The sequence below is a fragment of the Polaromonas sp. P4_F6 genome (assembly GCF_056401275.1).
Genome location: NZ_JBFUJQ010000006.1, coordinates 116,623 through 135,175 on the forward strand (window position 1 = coordinate 116,623; position 18,553 = coordinate 135,175).

9 protein-coding genes are annotated in these 18,553 nt (G+C 69.5%); 4 read left to right on the top strand and 5 right to left on the bottom strand.

From position 1 onward, the window contains the following. Positions 1 to 40: 40 nt before the first annotated feature. From AC1DUN_RS15735 to ppc, 3 genes are all read right to left on the bottom strand, one after another. Positions 41 to 8,185 carry a glycoside hydrolase family 94 protein gene (locus AC1DUN_RS15735; RefSeq protein WP_477714773.1) on the bottom strand — a complete coding sequence of 2,715 codons (8,145 nt, stop codon included), beginning with the start codon at positions 8,183 to 8,185 and terminating at the stop codon, positions 41 to 43. Positions 8,186 to 8,189: 4 nt separating this feature from the next. Further along, positions 8,190 to 8,417, bottom strand: a complete 228-nt coding sequence (locus tag AC1DUN_RS15740) for a hypothetical protein (protein WP_477714774.1) — start codon at positions 8,415 to 8,417, stop codon at positions 8,190 to 8,192. An 879-nt stretch (positions 8,418 to 9,296) separates the two neighbouring features. Next, on the bottom strand, positions 9,297 to 12,182 hold the full coding sequence (gene ppc, locus AC1DUN_RS15745) for a phosphoenolpyruvate carboxylase (RefSeq protein ID WP_477714775.1): 2,886 nt from the start codon (positions 12,180 to 12,182) through the stop codon (positions 9,297 to 9,299). A 158-nt stretch (positions 12,183 to 12,340) separates the two neighbouring features. On the opposite strand from ppc, the gene hemC reads away from it, so the two are divergent. From hemC to AC1DUN_RS15765, 4 genes are read left to right on the top strand one after another with little or no spacing between them, the layout of a single operon-like run. Next, positions 12,341 to 13,261, top strand: coding sequence for a hydroxymethylbilane synthase (gene hemC / locus AC1DUN_RS15750; RefSeq protein ID WP_477714927.1), 921 nt, complete (start codon positions 12,341 to 12,343; stop codon positions 13,259 to 13,261). Next, a complete protein-coding gene (locus AC1DUN_RS15755; RefSeq protein ID WP_477714776.1) occupies positions 13,261 to 14,079 on the top strand; it encodes a uroporphyrinogen-III synthase in 819 nt (272 codons plus the stop codon). Before hemC ends, AC1DUN_RS15755 begins: the two co-directional genes overlap by 1 nt. Continuing rightward, the gene (locus tag AC1DUN_RS15760) at positions 14,076 to 15,230 is read left to right on the top strand and encodes a uroporphyrinogen-III C-methyltransferase (RefSeq protein ID WP_477714777.1); all 1,155 of its coding nucleotides are present in this window, start codon (positions 14,076 to 14,078) and stop codon (positions 15,228 to 15,230) included. Before AC1DUN_RS15755 ends, AC1DUN_RS15760 begins: the two co-directional genes overlap by 4 nt. A gap of 25 nt (positions 15,231 to 15,255) precedes the next feature. Beyond that, positions 15,256 to 16,545 carry a heme biosynthesis HemY N-terminal domain-containing protein gene (locus AC1DUN_RS15765; protein WP_477714778.1) on the top strand — a complete coding sequence of 430 codons (1,290 nt, stop codon included), beginning with the start codon at positions 15,256 to 15,258 and terminating at the stop codon, positions 16,543 to 16,545. Between the two features lie 14 nt (positions 16,546 to 16,559). Here AC1DUN_RS15765 and AC1DUN_RS15770 read toward each other — a convergent pair whose 3' ends face one another. Together AC1DUN_RS15770 and AC1DUN_RS15775 are read right to left on the bottom strand one after the other, a co-directional pair. Further along, complete coding sequence (locus tag AC1DUN_RS15770) at positions 16,560 to 17,102, bottom strand: DUF805 domain-containing protein (RefSeq protein WP_477714779.1); 543 nt, start codon at positions 17,100 to 17,102, stop codon at positions 16,560 to 16,562. Between the two features lie 74 nt (positions 17,103 to 17,176). After that, positions 17,177 to 18,547, bottom strand: coding sequence for a DUF58 domain-containing protein (locus tag AC1DUN_RS15775; protein WP_477714780.1), 1,371 nt, complete (start codon positions 18,545 to 18,547; stop codon positions 17,177 to 17,179). Positions 18,548 to 18,553: the final 6 nt, after the last annotated feature.

Genomic DNA, 18,553 nt, shown 5'->3' on the forward strand with positions numbered 1-18,553 from the left:
CCGTACCTCGGTTGACGCTTACCGAGGTTTATCGAGGCGATCAGCCTGTAGCCTGCACAAGCAGCTGCGCAGCTTCCGGCAGGTCCGCCAGCAGGATCACCTGCCCGGGCGCGAGCACGCGGTCGGCCTGGAAATTGTCTTCAGCCGCCACACCATCCCGCTGCCAGCGAATCACCAGCGCATGGCCCTGCACGTTGAGGCTTATCTCAAACGAAGGCCAATGCGCCGGCACACAGGGGGACAGCGAGAGTTCGCCCTGCTGCACACGCAGGCCCAGAATGTTTTCCAGCGCGGCGCGGTGCAGCCAGGCGGCCGAGCCGGTGTACCAGCTCCAGCCGCCGCGGCCCACATAGGGCGCGGTGCCGTAGATGTCGCCGGCCATCACATAGGGCTCAAGCTCGTACACGGGCCCGCGCACGGGGTGTTCGCTGCGATGGGCGGGGCTCAGGGCCTGGAAGCTCTCCCACGCGGCCTCGGCGTCGCCGGTGGCGGCCTGGGCCATCATGGCCCAGACGGCGGCGTGTGAATACTGGCCGCCGTTCTCGCGCACGCCGGGCGGGTAGGCCTGGATGTAGCCGGGGTTGTTGGCCGAGTGCTGCAGCGGCGGCGTGAGCAGGCGCAAGAGGCCGGCTTCTTGGTCGACCAGCTGTCCGTTCATGGCCTGCATGGCGGGCACCGTGAATTCATCGCTGGAGGCGCTGGACAGCACGGCCCAGGCCTGGGCGATCAGGTCGATGCGGCATTCGCTGTTGGCGGCCGAGCCCAGCGGCGCGCCGTTGTCGAAAAACGCGCGGCGGAACCAGGCGCCGTCCCAGCCGTCCTTGTGCAGCGCGCTGATCCAGCCCTGGCGCGCGGCCAGCCAGCTGTCGGCGCGCTTGTCGCCGCGCGCGCGGGCCAGCGGTTCAAAGTCCTGCACCACGCGGCATAAAAACCAGGCCAGCCAGACCGACTCGCCGTGGCCTTCATGGCCCACGCGGTTCATGCCGTCGTTCCAGTCGCCGGTCCCCATCAGGGGCAGCCCGTGGGCGCCTGTGGCCAGGCTCTTGTCGATGGTGCGCGCGCAGTGTTCGAACAGCGTGGCGCTTTGCGCGCTGGTTTGCGGCGCGTAGTAGGCGTCTTCCGCGCCTTCGGGAATCGCCGGGCCGTCGATAAAGGCGATCTGCTCGTCGAGGATGGCCGCGTCGCCGGTGACCGCGACATACCAGGCGCAGGCATAGGGCAGCCACAGCAGGTCGTCGGAGAAATGCGTGCGCACGCCTTCGCCGCCGGGGGCGTGCCACCAGTGCTGCACGTCACCCTCGGAGAACTGGCGCGAGGCGTTGAGCAGGATCTGCCGGCGCAGGCGGCCGGGGTCGGTGAGGGCAAAAGCCATGGCGTCCTGCAACTGGTCGCGAAAACCGAAGGCCCCGCCGGCCTGGTAGAAGCCGGCCTTGGACCACAGGCGGGACGCCAGGGTCTGGTACAGCAGCCAGCGGTTGACCAGCGCGTCGAACAGCGGGTCGGGCGTGCGCACCTGGACCTTGCCCAGCAGGCCGGCCCACCAGGCTTTGACCTCTTGCAGCGCCGCCTGCGTGTCGCGGCCTTGCCAGGCGCGGGCCAGTTCCCCGGCCTGGGCCGCATCGCCGGCGTGGCCCAGCACGAAGCTGAGCGTGAGGCTTTGGCCCGGCTGCAGGCTGAAATCACCGGCCAGCGCGGCGCAGGGGTCTATGCCGCCGGCGGCGTTGCGGCCCAGGGTGGCGGGCGGCGCGAGCCGGCCGGCCGCGTCAAAAAACTCGCTGCGGTCGCAAGTCCATTGCGGCGCGCCCGGCAGGCCGGCCAGCGCCAGGAAGGCGGTGCTGCCGCCGAAGCCGGCGCGGCTTTCGCGCTGCTGGCCGAAGACGGCATTGAGTTCGGCGTCTTTGGCCCGCCAGGTGTGCACGGTGCGGCGTTCATGGCGTGCCGCACCCATCTGCCACTCCACCATGGCCAGAGCGCGCAGGCGGCGCACGTCGCTTCCCTGGTTGTGCAGCTGCACTTGCACGCACTTGACGGCGTCCTTGAGGTCGGCGAACCAGGTGGCCTGCACCTTGAGCGTGCCGTGCAGGCGCTCCATCACGCTATAGCCCTGGCCGTGGCGTACGCGGCAGGATGCCCCGGCCTCGGTGGAGGCGCCCAGCGGCAACAGTTGCTGGGTGTCCAGGTCCTGCAGCAGGTAGTGCTCGAAGCTGGGGTCGGTGACCGGGTCGTTGGACCAGGGCGTGAGCTGGTGCAGCCGGCTGTTGCCGGCCCAGGTGTAGCCGGTGCCGGTTTCTGAAACCTGGAAACCGAAGGAGGCGTTGGCGATCACGTTGACCCAGGGCCGCGGCGGGCGGTGCAGGGCATCGACCTCGAACTGGAATTCGCCGCTGGCCGGGTCAAAGCGGCCTTGCGGCGTTTGCGGGAGCTGCGCCGCCCGCGGGCTCGGCGGTATTGGGGCCGCGCCGGCGCGGCTGGGTGCGCCGCCCAGGGCTTGCAGGGCGCCGGCCTGCTGCTCCAGCGGCCGGCCGTCGGCCGCGAGGATGAAGCGGGCCAGGCCGGTCAGCGCGGCTTTTTCGGAGGGCACGATCTCCTGCTCGCGCAGCAGGAAAAAGCCGCCCGCGTCGCTGCGCGGGAAACTGTTCTCGGCCTGCTGCAGCGTGCGGTCGCGCAGCGCGAGGATGTCGCGCTGCAGCGGCATCAAATAGGCGTTGGCCTCGCTGTTGAGGATGACCACATCGGCGGCCAGGCCGCAAAAACTCCACCAGGGCTGGGCCCGCAGCAGCGCTTCGACCAGCGCCATGCCGTCGCTGGAGTGGATCAGCACCAGCACGATGGGCTTGTCGCCGGACAGGCCGAAGCGCCAGAGCTGGCGCTGGTCGATCAGGCCGCGCCCGGCCGCCGGCCGGGCACAGCTGTACATCAGCGCGGTGTTGATGTCCTGCAGCGCGGCGTTTTCGCCGGGGCCCACGCCCAGGTCGCGCAGCCGCACCTGGGCCAGGGTGGCGGCCATGCGGGTGGCGCGCTCCACGTGCATGGGCTGCAGGTATTTGTCGATGCGTGCCGCCAGCTCGTCCTTGTCGGCCGCGGCGGCGGTGGCAAAGCTGAGCCGGGCCAGGCCGCCGGCGGGAATGCGTATGCGCACGCGCAGGCCGGCCACCGGGTCCAGCCCGTTGATGGGCGCGCCGCCCTCGCCGTGGGCTTCGGCCAGCAGGGCCGGCTCGCCGGGCCCCCGGTTGCGGCCCAGGAAGGCGCGCCGGTCCGAGATGAAGTCGATGGCGCGCACGTTGGCCTCGGAGTCGGCCAGGAAATGCGCCACCGCCATGGCCGGGTCGCCCTGCAGCCGGGCTTTGCGCGACAGCAGCAGGGCGCGCCATTCGGAATGCCACTCGGTTTGCACGAAGAGGTTGGAAAACGCCGGGTGCGCTTCGTCGGCGCGCGGGTCGGTCAACACGGCCTCAAAGCAGGAAACGAGCTCCAGCGTCAGCTCGGCATCCGAGACGTTGCGCAAGCTGACGGTGCGCAGTTCGGTGTCGTCCTCGGGGCTGACCAGCACGGTGAGCGTCGCCTCCAGCGTGCTTGACGCCATCTCGAACTGCACGTGGTCGGCCAGGAAGGTGGCCTGGTAGCGCCAGTCCGGGTGCGGCGCCGGGTGCTGCGTGAGCGAGGAGACACGGTCCTGGCCGGCGAGCCGCAGGTAGATGAAGCTGCCGCAGGCGTCGCGCAGCGGGTCGTCGCGCCAGCGCGTGATGTTGTAGGTCCTGTTGCCGGCACGCCAGCGGCTGACGCCGGCACCGTTGGCGCGCAGCGCCACGCTGTAGCGGCCGTTGGACAGCAGCTGCGTGGGTTGCCAGCCGGGCGCGGCGGGATCGACCGCGCGCGAATGGTAGAGCCGGGCTTCGGCGGCGTCCTCGGGCTCGGGCAGCGCGCGCGGGTCGGCGCTTTCGATGATCTGGCGCGGGGTTTTTTCGTGCAGCAGCGAGTCAAAGGCCTGCACCAGCGGCGCCGAGGCGAACCAGCGGCGCGGCGCCTCGTCGCACAGCAGGTTGCACAGCGCCACCAGCGACATGCCCTGGTGGTGCGCCATGAAGGTGTTGACCAGGCTCAGGGCCTGCGCGCCGGGCTGGCGCGCGACGGTGAAATCCAGCGCGTCGATAAAACCGTACTCGCCGCGCGCGCCCCGCTGCTCCAGCCGGCGCAGGTTGGCCGCGGCCTGGCGCGGCATGAACTGGGCGGCCATGATGCTGGCATAGGGCGCGACCACGCGGTCTGTGGGCGGCGTGCGGCGCAGGGCCAGGCGCGGCACGCCGAAAGGCGAGTACTGGAAGGCCAGCGTGTGGTCCTGCGCGAAATAGGCCGATTCCGACACACCCCAAGGCAGGCCCTGGGATTCACCATAGGTCTGCTGCTCCCTGATGGCGGCCAGGCCGCAGACATGCAGCAAGCCTTCATCGGGTTCGCTCATGACCAGCGAGGGCATCAGGTATTCGAACATGGAGCCCGACCAGGATTTGAGGCCCGGCGTCACGCCCACCGTGAGGAAGGCGCGGCCCAGCGCCTGCCAGTGGCGGCGCGGCACGTCGCCCTTGGCGATGGCCAGGAAGCTGGTCAGTCGCGCCTCGGAGGCGATCAGGTCGTAATAGCTCGCGTCCAGCGCCTGCTCGTGCACGCGCAGGCCGATGTGGAACAGGTGGCGCTTGGCGCTGTAAAGGCCGCTGAAGTCCATGGCCATGCACAGGCGCTCGCAACGCCCGGCCAGCTGCAGCAGCGGGGCGGATTCGGCCCCGGCGGTGTCCGGCTGCCCGGCCAGCAGCCGGCAGTTCTGCGCCACCGCCAGCAGGTGGCCCGCGAGGTTGCCGCTGTCGACCGTGGAGACATAGGCCGGCGGCAGCACCTGCAGCGTGCGGGTTTCATACCAGTTGAGCAAATGGCCCTTGTGTTTGGGCAGGGCCTCCACGGTGTCCAGCGTGGCGGCCAGGCGCGCGGCCATCTCGCCGGTGGAAATCCAGCCGAACTCGCGCGCGCAGGCCGCGGCCATCAGGTACAGGCCTATGTTGGTGGGCGAGGTGCGGTGGGCCAGCGTGGGCTCGGGCTCCATCTGCAGGTTGTCGGGCGGCAGGTGGTGGTCCTCGGGGCCGACGACGCGCTCAAAAAAGCCCCAGGTCTGGCGCGCCAGCTTGAGCAGGTAGTCGCGGTCCTGGTCGCTGGGCACGCTGCCCGGGTCCGGCGCCTTGGGTTTGCTGCCCCACCACGCGGCCAGCGGCGCCAGGGCCCAGAGCACAAACAGCGCGGGGCCCATGAGCGGGTGCGGGCTCCAGCAGGCGGCCGCGGCAAGCGCCAGGCACAGCGCGGAGACGCCGGCATGGCCGCGCACAAAAGCGCCCGGCGTGTAGCGCGCCGAGGCCTGGGCCTGGGCCGCGGTGGTCCACTGCAGCAGGCGGCGCCGGCTGGCGGCCATGCGCCAGAGCGCGCGCGTGATCGCGTCCAGCAGCAGCGCGGCCTGCACCGCCAGCTGGCTGAACTGCCACAGGGCCTGCGCCAGGGCGCGCCCCACGTCGCGCATGCCGATGTCGAAGAAATGCAGCCAGGCGATGCCGCGCCGTGTGGGCACCAGCCCGGCGAGCGCGCCCGTCAATGGGCCGACCAGGAAGGCGAGGAAGGTGAAGGCGATCGCCGTTCCCGGCGGCAGCGCGCCGGTGAAAACCACCCAGGCCAGCAGCGCGAAGCCGGCCGGCACCACCAGCGAGCGGCGCAGGTTGTCGGCCATGCGCCACAGGCCCAGGGCGTCTATGCCGAAGCTTGGGGCGCGCAGCATCAGCGGCAGCAACTGCCAGTCGCCGCGCGTCCAGCGGTGCACGCGCGAGGCGGCCACGCCGGCATGGTGCGGCTGGTCCTCCATGAGCACCACGTCGCCGGCATAAGCGCAGCGCGCGATGCTGCCCTCGAGCAGGTCGTGGCTCAGGACGGCGCCTTCGGGCAGGCGCTGGTCCAGCACGGCGTGCACGGCTTGCACATGCAGCAGCCCCTTGCCGGTGAAGCTGCCCATGCCGAACACATCCTGGTAGAGGTCGGAGGTGCCGCTGCTGTAGGGGTCCAGGCCGCGCTGGCCGGCGAACAGGGTGTGAAAGGGCGAACGCTCGCGGCGCGCCGGCAGGGGCGTGGCCACGCGCGGCTGCAGGATGCCGTAGCCGGCGATGACGCGCCGGCTCTTGCGGTCCACCTGCGGCGTGTTGAGCGGGTGGGCGGCAATCGCCACCAGCTCGCGCAGGGCGCCGGCGGGCAGGCCGGTGTCGCTGTCCAGGGTCAGCACATAGGGCGTGCCTTCGGCCAGCCGCATCTCGGCGCCCGCCGGCGTGAAGGGGGAGGCCGCGCGTTCGGCCAGGTGCCGCAGCAGCATCTCGAGCTTGCCGCGCTTGCGCTCCCAGCCTATCCAGCAGCGCTCCGTGGCCGACCAGCTGCGCGGCCGGTGCAGCAGCACAAAGCGCGCGGGCTGGCCCTGGGCCGCGGGGTAGCTGGCGTTGAGGGCGCGCAGCCGGGCCAGCGCGTCGTCGAACAGCGCCTGGTCGCCGGGCGCGCGCTCGGTGTCGGCATCGGCCCAATCGCTCAGCAGCGCGAACTGCGCGTTCGCTTCGCGGCTGGCCAGCCAGTGCAGCTGCAGCCGGCGTACCAGTTCGGCGTTGGCCGCTGCCGACGTGAGCATGCAGGGAATCACCACCAGTACGCGGTGCTCGGGCGGGATGCCGGCGCCGAAGTCCAGGCGGGCCAGCGGCTGTATGCGGGTGGACTCGGCGATCAGCCGGTGCATCAGCGCGACCACGGCTTCCGAGGCCGGCAAGGCCATGAGCAGCACCGCCACCCAGCCGGTCCAGGGCAGGGTGGCCAGCGGATGCGCGGCCCAGGCCAGCAGCGCGGCGGTGCCGGCGAACCACGCCGCGGCGAACAGCGGCAAACGCCAGGCGCGCGGTGTCTGGGCGGGCGGCACGGGCTTGCGCGGGCCGGCGGACGGGTGCAGCGCGGCTTCGAGCAGCGGGCGGCCCGGCCCTATCAGGTAGTAGCCGGCGGTGCGCGCCACCATGGAGTTGTTGGGCTGGCGCGCGGCGGCCAGCACGGCTTCGGCGACGGCGCGTTCGGACTTGCCGGACTGCTGCGCCAGCCTTTCCATGGCGCGCGTGATCTGCTGGCGCGTGACCTCGCTTTCGCGCGAAAAACTCGGCAGGCGGCGCAGCACCTGCAGCGAGTGGCTCACGGGCTCTATCAGCTCCGCCCATTCGACCTGGCCTATGAGCCGCAGCGTGGTGATGATGTTGCCGACGGTGAGGTTCGCGGCCACCTGCACGGTCTGGCCTTCACCTATCATGCCCAGGCCGTCGGTGCAGTGCTGCGCGGCCCAGCGCACCAGCGGCAGGGGTGGCGGCGCGTCGGGCTCGGGGTGGCCGGCCGGCATGCGCTGCCAGAGCTGGGTCAGGTAGCTGCGCTCCAGGCCGTGGGCCTGCATCAGGGCCAGCAGCTCGTCGAGCTCGCGCAGGCTCAACGCTTCGGCCTTGTCCCAGGCGGCATGGGCCACCTCGCGCGCGACCTTGTTCCAGGCGATGCGGTCGGCCATGCGGCGCAGGTTTTCCAGCAGCACCACGCGCAAGGTGGTGGGCAGGGCCCAGAGTTCCCCGAGGTTGAGCTCGTTGACTTCCTGGTAGGCGTGCAGGAAGGCGGTGAACAGCACCGGGTCGAGCACGCTGTCGGTGTGCGCCACATAGGCCCAGGCGATGCCGTAGACGCGCGGCAGGCCTTGCAGCGGTTTGTCGGCCAGCTTGGGCAGGTCGGCGTAGTAACGGTGCGGCACGCCGTCCTGGATCTGCTGCAGCTGGGCTTCGACCAAATGGAAATTGTCGAGCAGCCATTCGGCCGCCGGCGTGACGTAGTGGCCGCTGCGGGACGTCAGCGCGATGTAGTCGTAGGCCAGGCGTATGGCGGCAATGTTTTCCTGCACGCGCGGAAAAAACGGCGGGCCGCCGTGCTCGCTGCCGGCCGGCAGCACGGCCTGCGCGGCGGCCAGGCTGCGGCCGTGTTCCTCAAAACGCTGGGCGCCGAACAGTTCGGCGCGTATGGGTTGCTGTATGTCGCCGCGGGGGGAGGCGAGAAGGTGCCGGGCGTAGGCGCTTAAGGTGTCCAGCCGCTCGATGACCGGCGTAGTCACACGTTCAGGCTAAGGCAAGCAAGCCGACACAGATCGCCATGATGAGCGCGACCGTCACGATGCGCGGCAAGAGCACCGAATGCGCGGACTGCAGGCCGGTCTGAAGCGTGAAAAAGCGGCCGCGCGAATGCGCGCACTGGTCCATGTGCGACGCCAGGTCGGCGGCGTCGGTGGAAACAAAATCGTTGCGAATGGCCGACGGTGTGTCGGCCATGATCTCCAAAGTGGTCATGATTTTGCGCTCCGGGCTGGGGTGGGCAATGCATGCGGAATGCGGCATTGCTCCGAGTTCAAGAAGCTGCTCACGACCCAGACGGAGCCATGAACAGCTTCTAGCACCATGCTAAGACCCGGCACCGCAAGGTGCCATCGGAAGACGCTGGAGTTTGTCTAGGACAAAGCCTACACAACAGGGGGAGTATGCGCTTCTCGAATACCCCTATCGTCTGCTACCCGACGCGGGTGGCGTCGTTGATGCCGATGCGACTGCCATCAACCTTGCTCCGGCGGTGTGCCCTCTGCATGGGCTTGCTGGCCGGGTCTCGCCCCGGCGGGCGACTTACTTTCTTTTGCTTCGCCAAAAGAACGTAAGCAAAGAAAAGGCGACCCGCAGTCTGGGTCCCTTCGCTGCGCTACGGGCAACCTGCGCTGCTCGACTGCGGAGGGGGTCTGGCTAAACTCGCTACGCTGCGCTTCGCTCAGACAACGCCAGCCCTGACCCTCCTCCGTCTGCGCTGCTCGGCCCAGCCAGGACGGGGCAATCGGGAGCGGGAGCGGGAACCAATACCAACAAGGACACGCCATGGCGTGTCCTTGTGGTTTTCCGTATTTGGTATTCCTGTCCCCACCCCCTTGTGTATGCGCCGAGGAGCGGAGGTTCAGGCGGATAAGGGATCGCGTTGTTTGAGCGAAGCGCAGCGTAGCGAGTTTAGCGAGACCCCGCCTGAACCGAGCACCGCAGGTTGCCCCGGAGCGAAGCGCAGGGGACGCAGACACCAGGGTCGCCTTTTCTTTTGCTTACTTTTCTTTTGGCGAAGCAAAAGAAAAGTGAGTTGCCGCCGGGCAACCCCCGGCCAGCAGAACTTAGCAAGGGGGGAGAGGGAGGAAAGCCCTAGCCTGTATTGCGCAAACCAGCCGCAATCCCATTAATAGAAATATGAATACCCGTCTGCACCCGCTGGTCCGCCTGACCAGCCCGGTAGCGCCGCACCAGTTCGACCTGCAGGTGGTGCAGCGGGTCGATATAGGGAAAGCGGTGGCGTATCGAGCGCTGCAGCGCGGCGTTGCCGGCCAGGCGCTGTTTTTCGCCGGTGATCAGCACCAGCGCTTCGGCGGTGAGGTGCCATTCGGCTTCGATGGCGCTGAAGATCTTTTTGCGCAGGCGCGCGTCGCCCATGAGTTCGGAATAGCGCGAGGCCAGGGCCAGGTCGCTCTTGGCCAGCACCATGTCCATGTTGCTGAGCAGGGTGCGGAAGAAGGGCCACTGCTTGTACATTTTCTGCAGCAGCGCGAGCGCCTCCTTGCGCGCGGCGGGGGTGCCGCCCTGGCCCAGCATGTGTGCGATGGCCGAGCCGAAGCCGTACCAGCCGGGCAGGGTGAGGCGGCACTGGCCCCAGCTGAAGCCCCAGGGAATGGCGCGCAGGTCTTCGATTTTTTGCGAGGCCTTGCGCGAAGCCGGGCGCGAGCCGATGTTGAGTTCGGCGATTTCACGTATCGGCGTGGCGCTGAAAAAATACTCGGTGAAGCCCGGGGTGTCGTAGACCAGCGTGCGGTAGGCCGCCATGCTGGCTTGCGAGAGTTCGGCCGCGGCCTGCAAAAAGGCCTTGGTCGCGGGTTTGGTCGGCTGCAGCAACGTGGCTTCCAGCGTGGCGGCGACCAGGGTTTCGAGGTTGCGCCTGCCGATCTCGGGGTTGGCGTACTTGGAGCCTATGACCTCGCCCTGCTCGGTCAGGCGTATCTGCCCGCGCACCGTGCCCGGCGGCTGGGCCAGGATGGCCTGGTAGCTGGGGCCGCCGCCGCGGCCCACGGTGCCGCCGCGGCCGTGGAACATGCGCAGCTGGATGTTGTGCGAGTTGGCCAGCACGTCAAAGAGTTCGACCAGCGCGATCTCGGCGCGGTAAAGCTCCCAGTTGCTGGTGAAGATGCCGCCGTCCTTGTTGCTGTCGGAGTAGCCGAGCATGATGTCCTGCTCGGCGCCGCTGCGCTTGACCAGCTGGGCAATGCCGGGCAGGGCGTAGAACTCGCGCATGATGGGCGCGGCATTGCGCAGGTCTTCTATGGTCTCGAAGAGCGGCACCACGATCAAATCGTTCGTCGCGTTGCTGTCCAGCGTGCCGTGCATCAGGCCGACCTCTTTTTGCAGCAGCAAGACTTCGAGCAAATCGCTGACGGTTTCGGTGTGGCTGATGATGTAGTGGCGTATCGCTTCCTTGCCGAAGCGCGCGCGCGCCGTGCGGGCGGCCTCAAAAATCGCGAGTTCGCTTTGCGCATGGGCCGAGTAGTCGCTGCCGACCACGCGCAGCGGCCGCGCGTCGTTGAGCAGGCCCACCAGCAGCGCGCGCTTGGCGGCTTCGTCGAGTTTGCCGTAGTGGGGCTCTATGCGCGCGACGGCCAGCAGCTCGGCCACCACTTCCTCATGCTTGTCGGAGCTCTGGCGCAAGTCGACCGTGGCCAGGTGAAAGCCGAAGACCTCGACCGCGCGTATCAGCGGGTGCAGGCGCTGGGCGATCAGGGCTTCGCCGTGGTGGGCCTTGAGCGAGGCTTCAATGGTGCGCAGGTCGGCCAGGAAATCCTCGGACTTCAGGTAGGCGTTCTGCGGCGCGACGGCGTGGCGCGCGGCATCGCCGCCGGTCAGCTCTTTCAGGGTGGCGGCCAGGCGGGCATAGACGCCGGTCAGGGCGCGGCGGTAGGGCTCGTCCTTGCGGTGCTCGCTGGTGTCGGGCGAGCTTTCGGCCAGGGCGCGCATCTCGGGGCTGAAATCGACCAGCATGGCCGACAGCGAGAGCTCGCCGCCCAGGAAGTGGACCTCGGTCAGGTAGTGGCGCAGCGCCACTTCGGCCTGCCGGCTCAGCGCGTAGTTGAGGGTCTCGGCGCTGACGTTGGGGTTGCCGTCGCGGTCGCCGCCTATCCACTGGCCCATGCGCAAAAAGCTGTGCACCGGCTGGTTGCCGAGTTCACGCTCGAGGTTGGCGTACAGCTTGGGGATTTCGCGCAGGAAGGTGGCTTCGTAATAACTGAGCGCGTTCTCGATCTCGTCGGCCACGGTGAGCTTGGAAAAACGCAGCAGCCGGGTTTGCCACAGCTGCATGACGCGGGCGCGCAACTGGGCCTCGTTGGTGGCCAGCTCGCGCGGCGTGAGGGCGTCCTTGGCGGCGTTGTGGGCCAGGGCCAGCGCCTTGATGTCATCGCGCGCGGTCAGCAGCTGGGCGATGTCGCGCTCGGCGTCCAGGATGCTTTTGCGCTGCACCTCGGTGGGGTGGGCGGTGAGCACGGGCGAGACAAAGCTGTGCGCCAGGGTGTTGGAGATGGTGCGGGTCGAGATGCCGGCCCAGCGCAGTCGGGCCAGCGCCACTTCGATGCTGCCTTCCTGGGTGTCGCCCGCGCGCTCATGCACGGCGCGGCGGCGTATGTGGTGGCGGTCTTCGGCCAGATTGGCCAGGTGGCTGAAATAGGTGAAGGCGCGTATCACGCTGACCGTCTGGTCGCCCGACAGGCCCTTGAGCAGCTTCTTAAGGGCCTTGTCGGCTTCGGGATCGGCGTCGCGCCGGAAGCTGACGGAGAGCTTGCGCACTTGCTCGATCAGCTCATAGGCGGCCACGCCTTCCTGTTCGCGGATCACGTCGCCCAGGATGCGGCCCAGCAGGCGTATGTCTTCGACCAGCGGGCGTTCGTTGTCCCGCGAGCGGGTGGAGGCCTTGGGCGCCGCGGCTGCCGCACCGTCCCTGGCGCCCTCGCTGGCGTGTTGTTGTAGCTTCTTGGCGCGCGCGGAAGTGACCATCTCTACCCTCTAGTTCTTAAGCTTGTTCTTAAGCCCTGCATGCTAGCATTCACTTCCCCCCAAGTATTACAAACAGGTTACGAGTGTCCGCAGTGTCTGAATCCCCCCCGAATGCCCTGAAGAAGGTGGTCATCGCCACGCGCGAGAGCCGCCTGGCGATGTGGCAGGCAGAACATGTGAAGGCGCTGCTGCAGGCGCGCCTGGGCTGGCAGGTCGAGCTGCTGGGCATGACCACCCAGGGCGACCAGATCCTGGACCGCTCGCTGAGCAAGGTCGGCGGCAAGGGCCTGTTCGTCAAGGAACTCGAGGTGGCGCTCAGCGAAGGCCGGGCCGACCTGGCCGTGCATTCGCTGAAAGACGTGCCCATGGACCTGCCCGAGGGTTTCGCGCTGGCCTGCGTGCTGGAACGCGAGGACCCGCGCGATGCTTTTGTGTCTAACCAATTCGCCGGCCTGGCGGATTTGCCGCAGGGCGCGGTGGTGGGTACCTCCAGCCTGCGCCGGCTGGTGCTGCTCAAGGCCTTGCGGCCCGACCTGGTGATACAGCCGCTGCGCGGCAACCTGGACACGCGTTTGCGCAAGCTCGATGAAGGCCAGTACCAGGCCATCGTGCTGGCGGCCGCGGGCCTGAAGCGCCTGGGGCTGGAGTCGCGCATACGCACGACCTTTGAACCGGCCCAGATGCTGCCTGCCGCGGGGCAGGGCGCATTGGGCATTGAAGTGCGCGCCGACCGCGCCGACCTGCTGGCCGCGCTGGCCACGCTGGCGCACCAGCCGACCTGGCTGGCCGTAACGGCCGAGCGCACGGTCTCGCGCGCCATGGGCGGCAGCTGTTCCATGCCGCTGGCGGCCTTCACGCTGGGCGCGGCGGCGGGCGGCAGCATGCAGCTGAGCGCCGCCTGGGGCGACCCGGCCACGGCCGAGGCGCCGTCCGGCAGCGCCGTTGCCCTGGCGCCACTGGTGCAGGTGAAACAAAGCGCCCCGGTGCGCAATTTCGCCGAGGCCGAAGCCCTGGGCGAAGCCGTGGCGGCGCAACTGCGCGCCGGCGGCGCGGTCTGGGCCGGCAAGGGCCTAGCCTGATGCACCCCATGCCGGCGCCTGCGGCCGGTGCGGCCCCCGTCATCGTGACGCGCCCCGCGGCGGATGCGCAGCACTGGGTGCGCGCGCTGCGGCAGGCCGGTTTCGCGGCCGAAGCGCTGCCTTTGATCGATATCGCGGCCGCGCTTGATACCGGCGCGCTGGCGCAGGCCTGGCAAACCCTGGACCGCTATGCGGCCTGCATGTTTGTCAGCGGCAATGCGGTGGCATATTTTTTCCAATCCCCCTTGGCCAGCGGCCTGYCCCCCACCCTGCGCCTGATGGCGCCCGGGCCCGGCACCGTGGCGGCCCTGCTGGCCGCGGGTGTGCCTGCCGCGCAGGTCGATGCGCCGGCTGCCGACGCCGGGCAATTTGACTCGGAGGCGCTGTGGGCCGTGGTCGGGCAGCGCGACTGGCAAGGAAAGCGCGTGCTGGTGCTGCGCGGTGAAAGCCCGGATGCCGCAGCGTCATCGGGGCGCGACTGGATCGCCCGCCAGTGGGAGGCCGCCGGCGCCCAGGTCGATTTTGTCGGCGTGTACCAGCGCCGCGCGCCCCAGTTCAGCGAAGCGCAGCTGGTGCGCGCGCGCGCCGCCAGTGCCGACGGCTCGGTCTGGCTGTTCAGCAGTTCGGAGGCGCTGGCCAACCTCCTGCACCAGCCGGCACTGGCCGGTGTCGACTGGCGCGGCGCCCGCGCGGTGGCAACGCATCCGCGCATCATGGACGCGGTGCGCGCCGCGGGCTGGGGTGTTGTTGTGGCGTCACGCCCCGCCCTGACGGACATCAGGGAGACATTGGCCTCGATAGAATCCCTTTATCCATGAGCGATCCCCATATAGCCCAGCCCACGCCTTCCACGCCCGACAAGGAGCCTGTGCTGGAGCGCGCTCTGGTGGTGGCCGAACCGCTGGCCCCCACGCCTGATGCCTGGCTGGTGCCGCGCAAATGGGCTCTGGGGGTGGCTGCGCTGGCGGCCGGCGGCCTGCTGGCCAGCGGCCTGCTGTGGCAAAAACTGGCCACCATCCAGGAAGAGCTGGCCCGCCGCAGCCTGGACTCGGGCGCGCAGGCCATCGAAGCGCGCGCGCTGGCGCGCCAGGCCCAGGAGGCCACGCGCGAACTCTCGGCGCGGCTGGCCATCCAGGAAACCCGCATCAGCGAAGTCAGCCTGCAGCGCACCCAGCTTGAAGAGCTGATGCAAAGCCTGTCGCGTTCGCGCGATGAAAACCTGGTGGTGGACGTGGAGTCCGCGCTGCGCCTGGCGCAGCAGCAGGCCCAGCTCACCGGCAGCGCCGAACCGCTGCTGGCCGCGCTCAAGTCGGCCGACCAGCGCCTGGCGCGCGCCGCCCAGCCGCGCCTGAACCCGCTGCAGCGCGCCATCGCCCGCGACATGGACCGTATCAAGGCCGCGACCCTGACCGACGTGCCGGTGCTGATGCTCAAACTTGACGAACTGGCCCGCCTGGCTGACGACCTGCCGGTGGCCAATGCCATGGTGGCCAACAGCCCCTTGCGCGCGGCGCCCGCTCTGGCCGTGCACGCACCGGCCGCGCGCGCCAGCGCGCCGGCGGCCGACAAGCCCGCGGAGGGGATGTTCGACAAACTTTCGCTGAGCGCCTGGTCGCAGCGCACGCTGGACAACCTGCGCGAGGAAGCCCGCAAGCTGCTGCGCGTGAGCCGCATCGAGCAGCCCGAGGCGGCCCTGCTGTCGCCCGAGCAGTCCTTCTTCCTGCGCGAAAACCTGAAGCTGCGCCTGCTCAATGCGCGCCTGGCCCTGCTGTCGCGCCAGACCGATTCGGTGCGCGCCGACCTCGCCAGTGCCAATGCCTGGCTGGGCAAGTATTTCGATCCTTCCTCGCGCAAGACCCAGGCCGCGGCCCAGCTGCTGGCCCAGGTGCAAGGCCAGCTCAAGACCAGTGAGCTGCCGCGCCTTGACGAAACCATGGCCGCGCTGGCCACGGCGGCCGCGGGCCGCTGATTCTTCGCAAAGGCAGGACACACGCATGCGCGCCGCCCTCTGGCTACTGGCCCTTTTTGGCGTGGCGGTTGCCGTGGCGCTGTTCGCGGGCAACAACCAGGCCGTGGTGACCATTTTCTGGCCGCCGCACCGGGTCGACATTTCCTTCAACCTGGCGGTGATGCTGCTGGCCGGGCTGTTCTTTGTGCTCTACCTGGCGCTGCGCGCGGTGTCGGCGGTGTTCTCGCTGCCGGCCGAGGCGCGGCGCTGGCGCGCCCAGCAAAAAGAACGCGCCATGTACGGCGCCCTCATGGATTCGCTGGCCCACCTGCTGGCGGGGCGCTATATACGCTCGACCAAGTCGGCGCAGAACGCGCTGGCGCAGGAAAAAAGCCTGCGCCCGCTGGCCGACCACTACAGCCACGTGACCGGCCACAGTTCCAGCCGCGGCGCCCAGCTGCGCGCGCTGGCCCATCTGCTGGTGGCCGAGGCCGCGCAGTCGCTGCAGAACAAGGGCCTGCGCGACCAGCACCTGCACCAGGCGCTGAAAAGCTCGGCGCCGCGCCATGCGCAGGAAGTGCGCGAGGGCGTGCAGTTCCGCGCGGCGCGCTGGGCGCTGGACGACCGCGACGCGGGCGCCGCGCTCGACTGGCTGGCCCAGCTGCCGCAGGGTGCCTCACGCCGCACGCTGGCGCTGCGCATGAAGCTGCGCGCCTCGCGCCATGCGCGGCAGACTTCGCAGGCGCTGGAAACCGCGCGCCTGCTGGCCAAGCACCGCGCGTTTTCGCAGGCGGCGGCGCAAAGCATCATCCGCGGCCTGGCGCTGGAGCTGCTCAATGACGCGCATGACCCGGTGCAGCTGCAGCAGGCCTGGTTTTCACTCGACCAGAGCGAGCGCGCCATGCCCGAGCTGGTGGTGCATGCCGCGTCGCGCCTGATGGCCTTGCACGGCGAGCCGGAGCTCGCGCGCAGCTGGCTGCTGCAGGTCTGGGACGCGATGATGCAGCCGCGCTCGGACATCGGCGACAACCTGCGCATCAAGCTGATCGGCGTGCTGGAAGCCGGCCTGGATTCGCTGGACGCCGCCTGGCTGGCGCGCATTGAAACGGCCCAGCTGAGCCGGCCGCGCGACGCCAACTTGCAGTACCTGGCGGGCATGGCCTGCCTGAACCGCCAGCTCTGGGGCAAGGCCCGCCAGCTGCTGTCGCAGGCCGCGCCGGCCCTGCAGGACGTGGCGTTGCACCGCAATGCCTGGCGCGCGCTGGCCGTGCTGGCCGAGCAGCGCGAGGACGAAGCCGCCGCCGCGCAGGCCTACAAGCGCGCCGCGCAGATCTAAAGCCGGTTGACGGTTTAAGGCTTGACCACCTGGGCCGCCTTGGCCCGTTGCGTATAACCCTGGTAAGCCGGCAAGGCGATGGCGGCGATGATGCCGACGACCATGATGACGGGGAAGGCCAGGCCGCCTATCTTGACCAGCGTGGTGTTGGGCGGCGGGGGCGCACCGAAGCGGTTGCCGCCCTTGGTGCCCGGGTTGAACAGCCAGACCAGGCCCACCAGCGGGATCAGGGCCAGCAGTATGGTCCAGCCGGACCATCCCATGTCGTGGCTGCGCTGTATGCTCAGCAGCACAATGAAGATGAAGTAGGGGATGGTCGCCAGCATGCCGAGCACGCCGGCCGCTTTGCCGAAACCGAGGGCGCCGGCAACGAGGCCCAGCACGACGGCCGCCGCCAGCATCAGCAGGTAGCCGCCCAGGTTGTAGGCCAGGTAGCGCAGCCGGCCGACCCGGCCCCTGGCCGAAAACAGCTTGACGGGCTGCACGCCCGCCTCATTGTCAAAAACATCGTCCACCACGGCCTTGGGCGCTGCATACGGGTTCACTGCTTCGGACATCGCATCCCTCCTGTTGTTGAGACCCGAAGGATAACCGTTGCCGGGGCGCCTGTGGACCCCTCTTTGAACCGCTCTTACAGCAGCCCGGCGCGCTTGACCGCGTGGTAGCGGTTGACCAGCGAAACGGCCAGTTGCGCCGGCTCCACGTCCATGGAGAGCGGGTCCTGGCCGACCACGCGCGCGAAGGCGTCGCGCCGCGACTGCGTGAAGAGGTGGGCGGCCGCCACGTCGACCGCATCCGCGGGGCTGGACAGGGCCTGGCCGGCGATGCGGCCCAGCACGCGCTCGCGCAGGCTGGCCACCAGCACCAGGTGCTGGCGGCGCAGCAGCTTGATTGCCGGGCGCAGCTCGGCGGCGTCCTCGTCGCGGAAGTTGGTCAGCACGATCACCAGCGCGCGCCGGCGCTGCACGCGCAGCAATTCCTGGGCGGCCAGCAGGTAGTCCGAATGCATGGCGCCGGGCTGGATGTCGTGCAGGCGGTTCATCAGGGCGTTGAGCGTGGCCGCGCCCTTGCGCGGCGCGAAATCGCGGCGCTGCCCCGGCAGGACTCCGAAGGTCATGGCGCCGACCTCGTCGCCTTCTTTCAGGGCAACGTAGCTCAGCAGCATCAGCGCGTTGAGGGCCTCGTCGAAATGGCTGCTGCCTGGGGCCCCGTCCTGCTCCGGCCCGCCTTCGTCGGCGCGCATGCGGCGGCCGCAGTCAAGCAGGAAGAACACGCACTGGTCGCGGTCGTCCTGGAATTCGCGCACGATGGGCCGCTGGTGGCGCAGCGTGGCCTTCCAGTCGATGTGGCGCAGCGAATCGCCGGTCCGGTAGTCGGCCAGCTGGCGGAAGTCGGTGCCCTGGCCGCGCTGCACATAGGTCTTGATGCCGATCTGCGCCAGCCGCCGGTCGCCGGACAGCCAGGCGTAGCGCGCCAGCGCGGCGAAGTTGGGGTACACGCGCAGCTTGCCGGGCTGGCCCAGCGACTGCTGCACTTCGAAGCAGCCGCCGCGGCTGCGCCAGCGCAACTGGGTGCTGCCGAAAAGCGCCACGCCGCGCTCGCGCGCGGTCACCGTGTAGCGCAGTTCGGCGCGCGAAGCCGGCGGCACCGTCAGGGATTGCGGCAGGCCCTCGAAGGCAAAGCGCGGGTCCACCTCGTCGAACACGGTCACGGACCAGGCCAGCGGGCCTTCGTTGACCAGCACCAGCGTGAGCACGGTGGGCACGCCCAGCGAAAAGGCGCCGGGCAGCGTGCGCTCCATGCGCAGCGGCGCCTGGCGCCACAGGCGGCGGCTGCGCCAGAGGTCCAGCAGCGCGGCGGCCAGCGCCACCAGCAGCACGGCGCCGGCCAGCAGGGCCAGCGTGCCTACCGGCAGGCCCGCGAGCAGGGCCAGGCAAGCGGCCACGGCGGCGCCGGCCAGCGCCTGGACCGTGCCTGCCGTGGGAATCACCAGCCAGCGCATGCGGGC

What these genes read in the sequence shown, in the direction of transcription:
- AC1DUN_RS15740 (WP_477714774.1), bottom strand. Translation starts at nt 8,417, where the DNA reads ATGACCACTTTGGAGATCATGGCCGACACACCGTCGGCCATTCGCAAC.
- ppc (WP_477714775.1), bottom strand. Translation starts at nt 12,182, where the DNA reads ATGGTCACTTCCGCGCGCGCCAAGAAGCTACAACAACACGCCAGCGAG.
- hemC (WP_477714927.1), top strand. Translation starts at nt 12,341, where the DNA reads ATGTGGCAGGCAGAACATGTGAAGGCGCTGCTGCAGGCGCGCCTGGGC.
- AC1DUN_RS15760 (WP_477714777.1), top strand. Translation starts at nt 14,076, where the DNA reads ATGAGCGATCCCCATATAGCCCAGCCCACGCCTTCCACGCCCGACAAG.
- AC1DUN_RS15765 (WP_477714778.1), top strand. Translation starts at nt 15,256, where the DNA reads ATGCGCGCCGCCCTCTGGCTACTGGCCCTTTTTGGCGTGGCGGTTGCC.
- AC1DUN_RS15770 (WP_477714779.1), bottom strand. Translation starts at nt 17,102, where the DNA reads ATGTCCGAAGCAGTGAACCCGTATGCAGCGCCCAAGGCCGTGGTGGAC.
- AC1DUN_RS15775 (WP_477714780.1), bottom strand. Translation starts at nt 18,547, where the DNA reads ATGCGCTGGCTGGTGATTCCCACGGCAGGCACGGTCCAGGCGCTGGCC.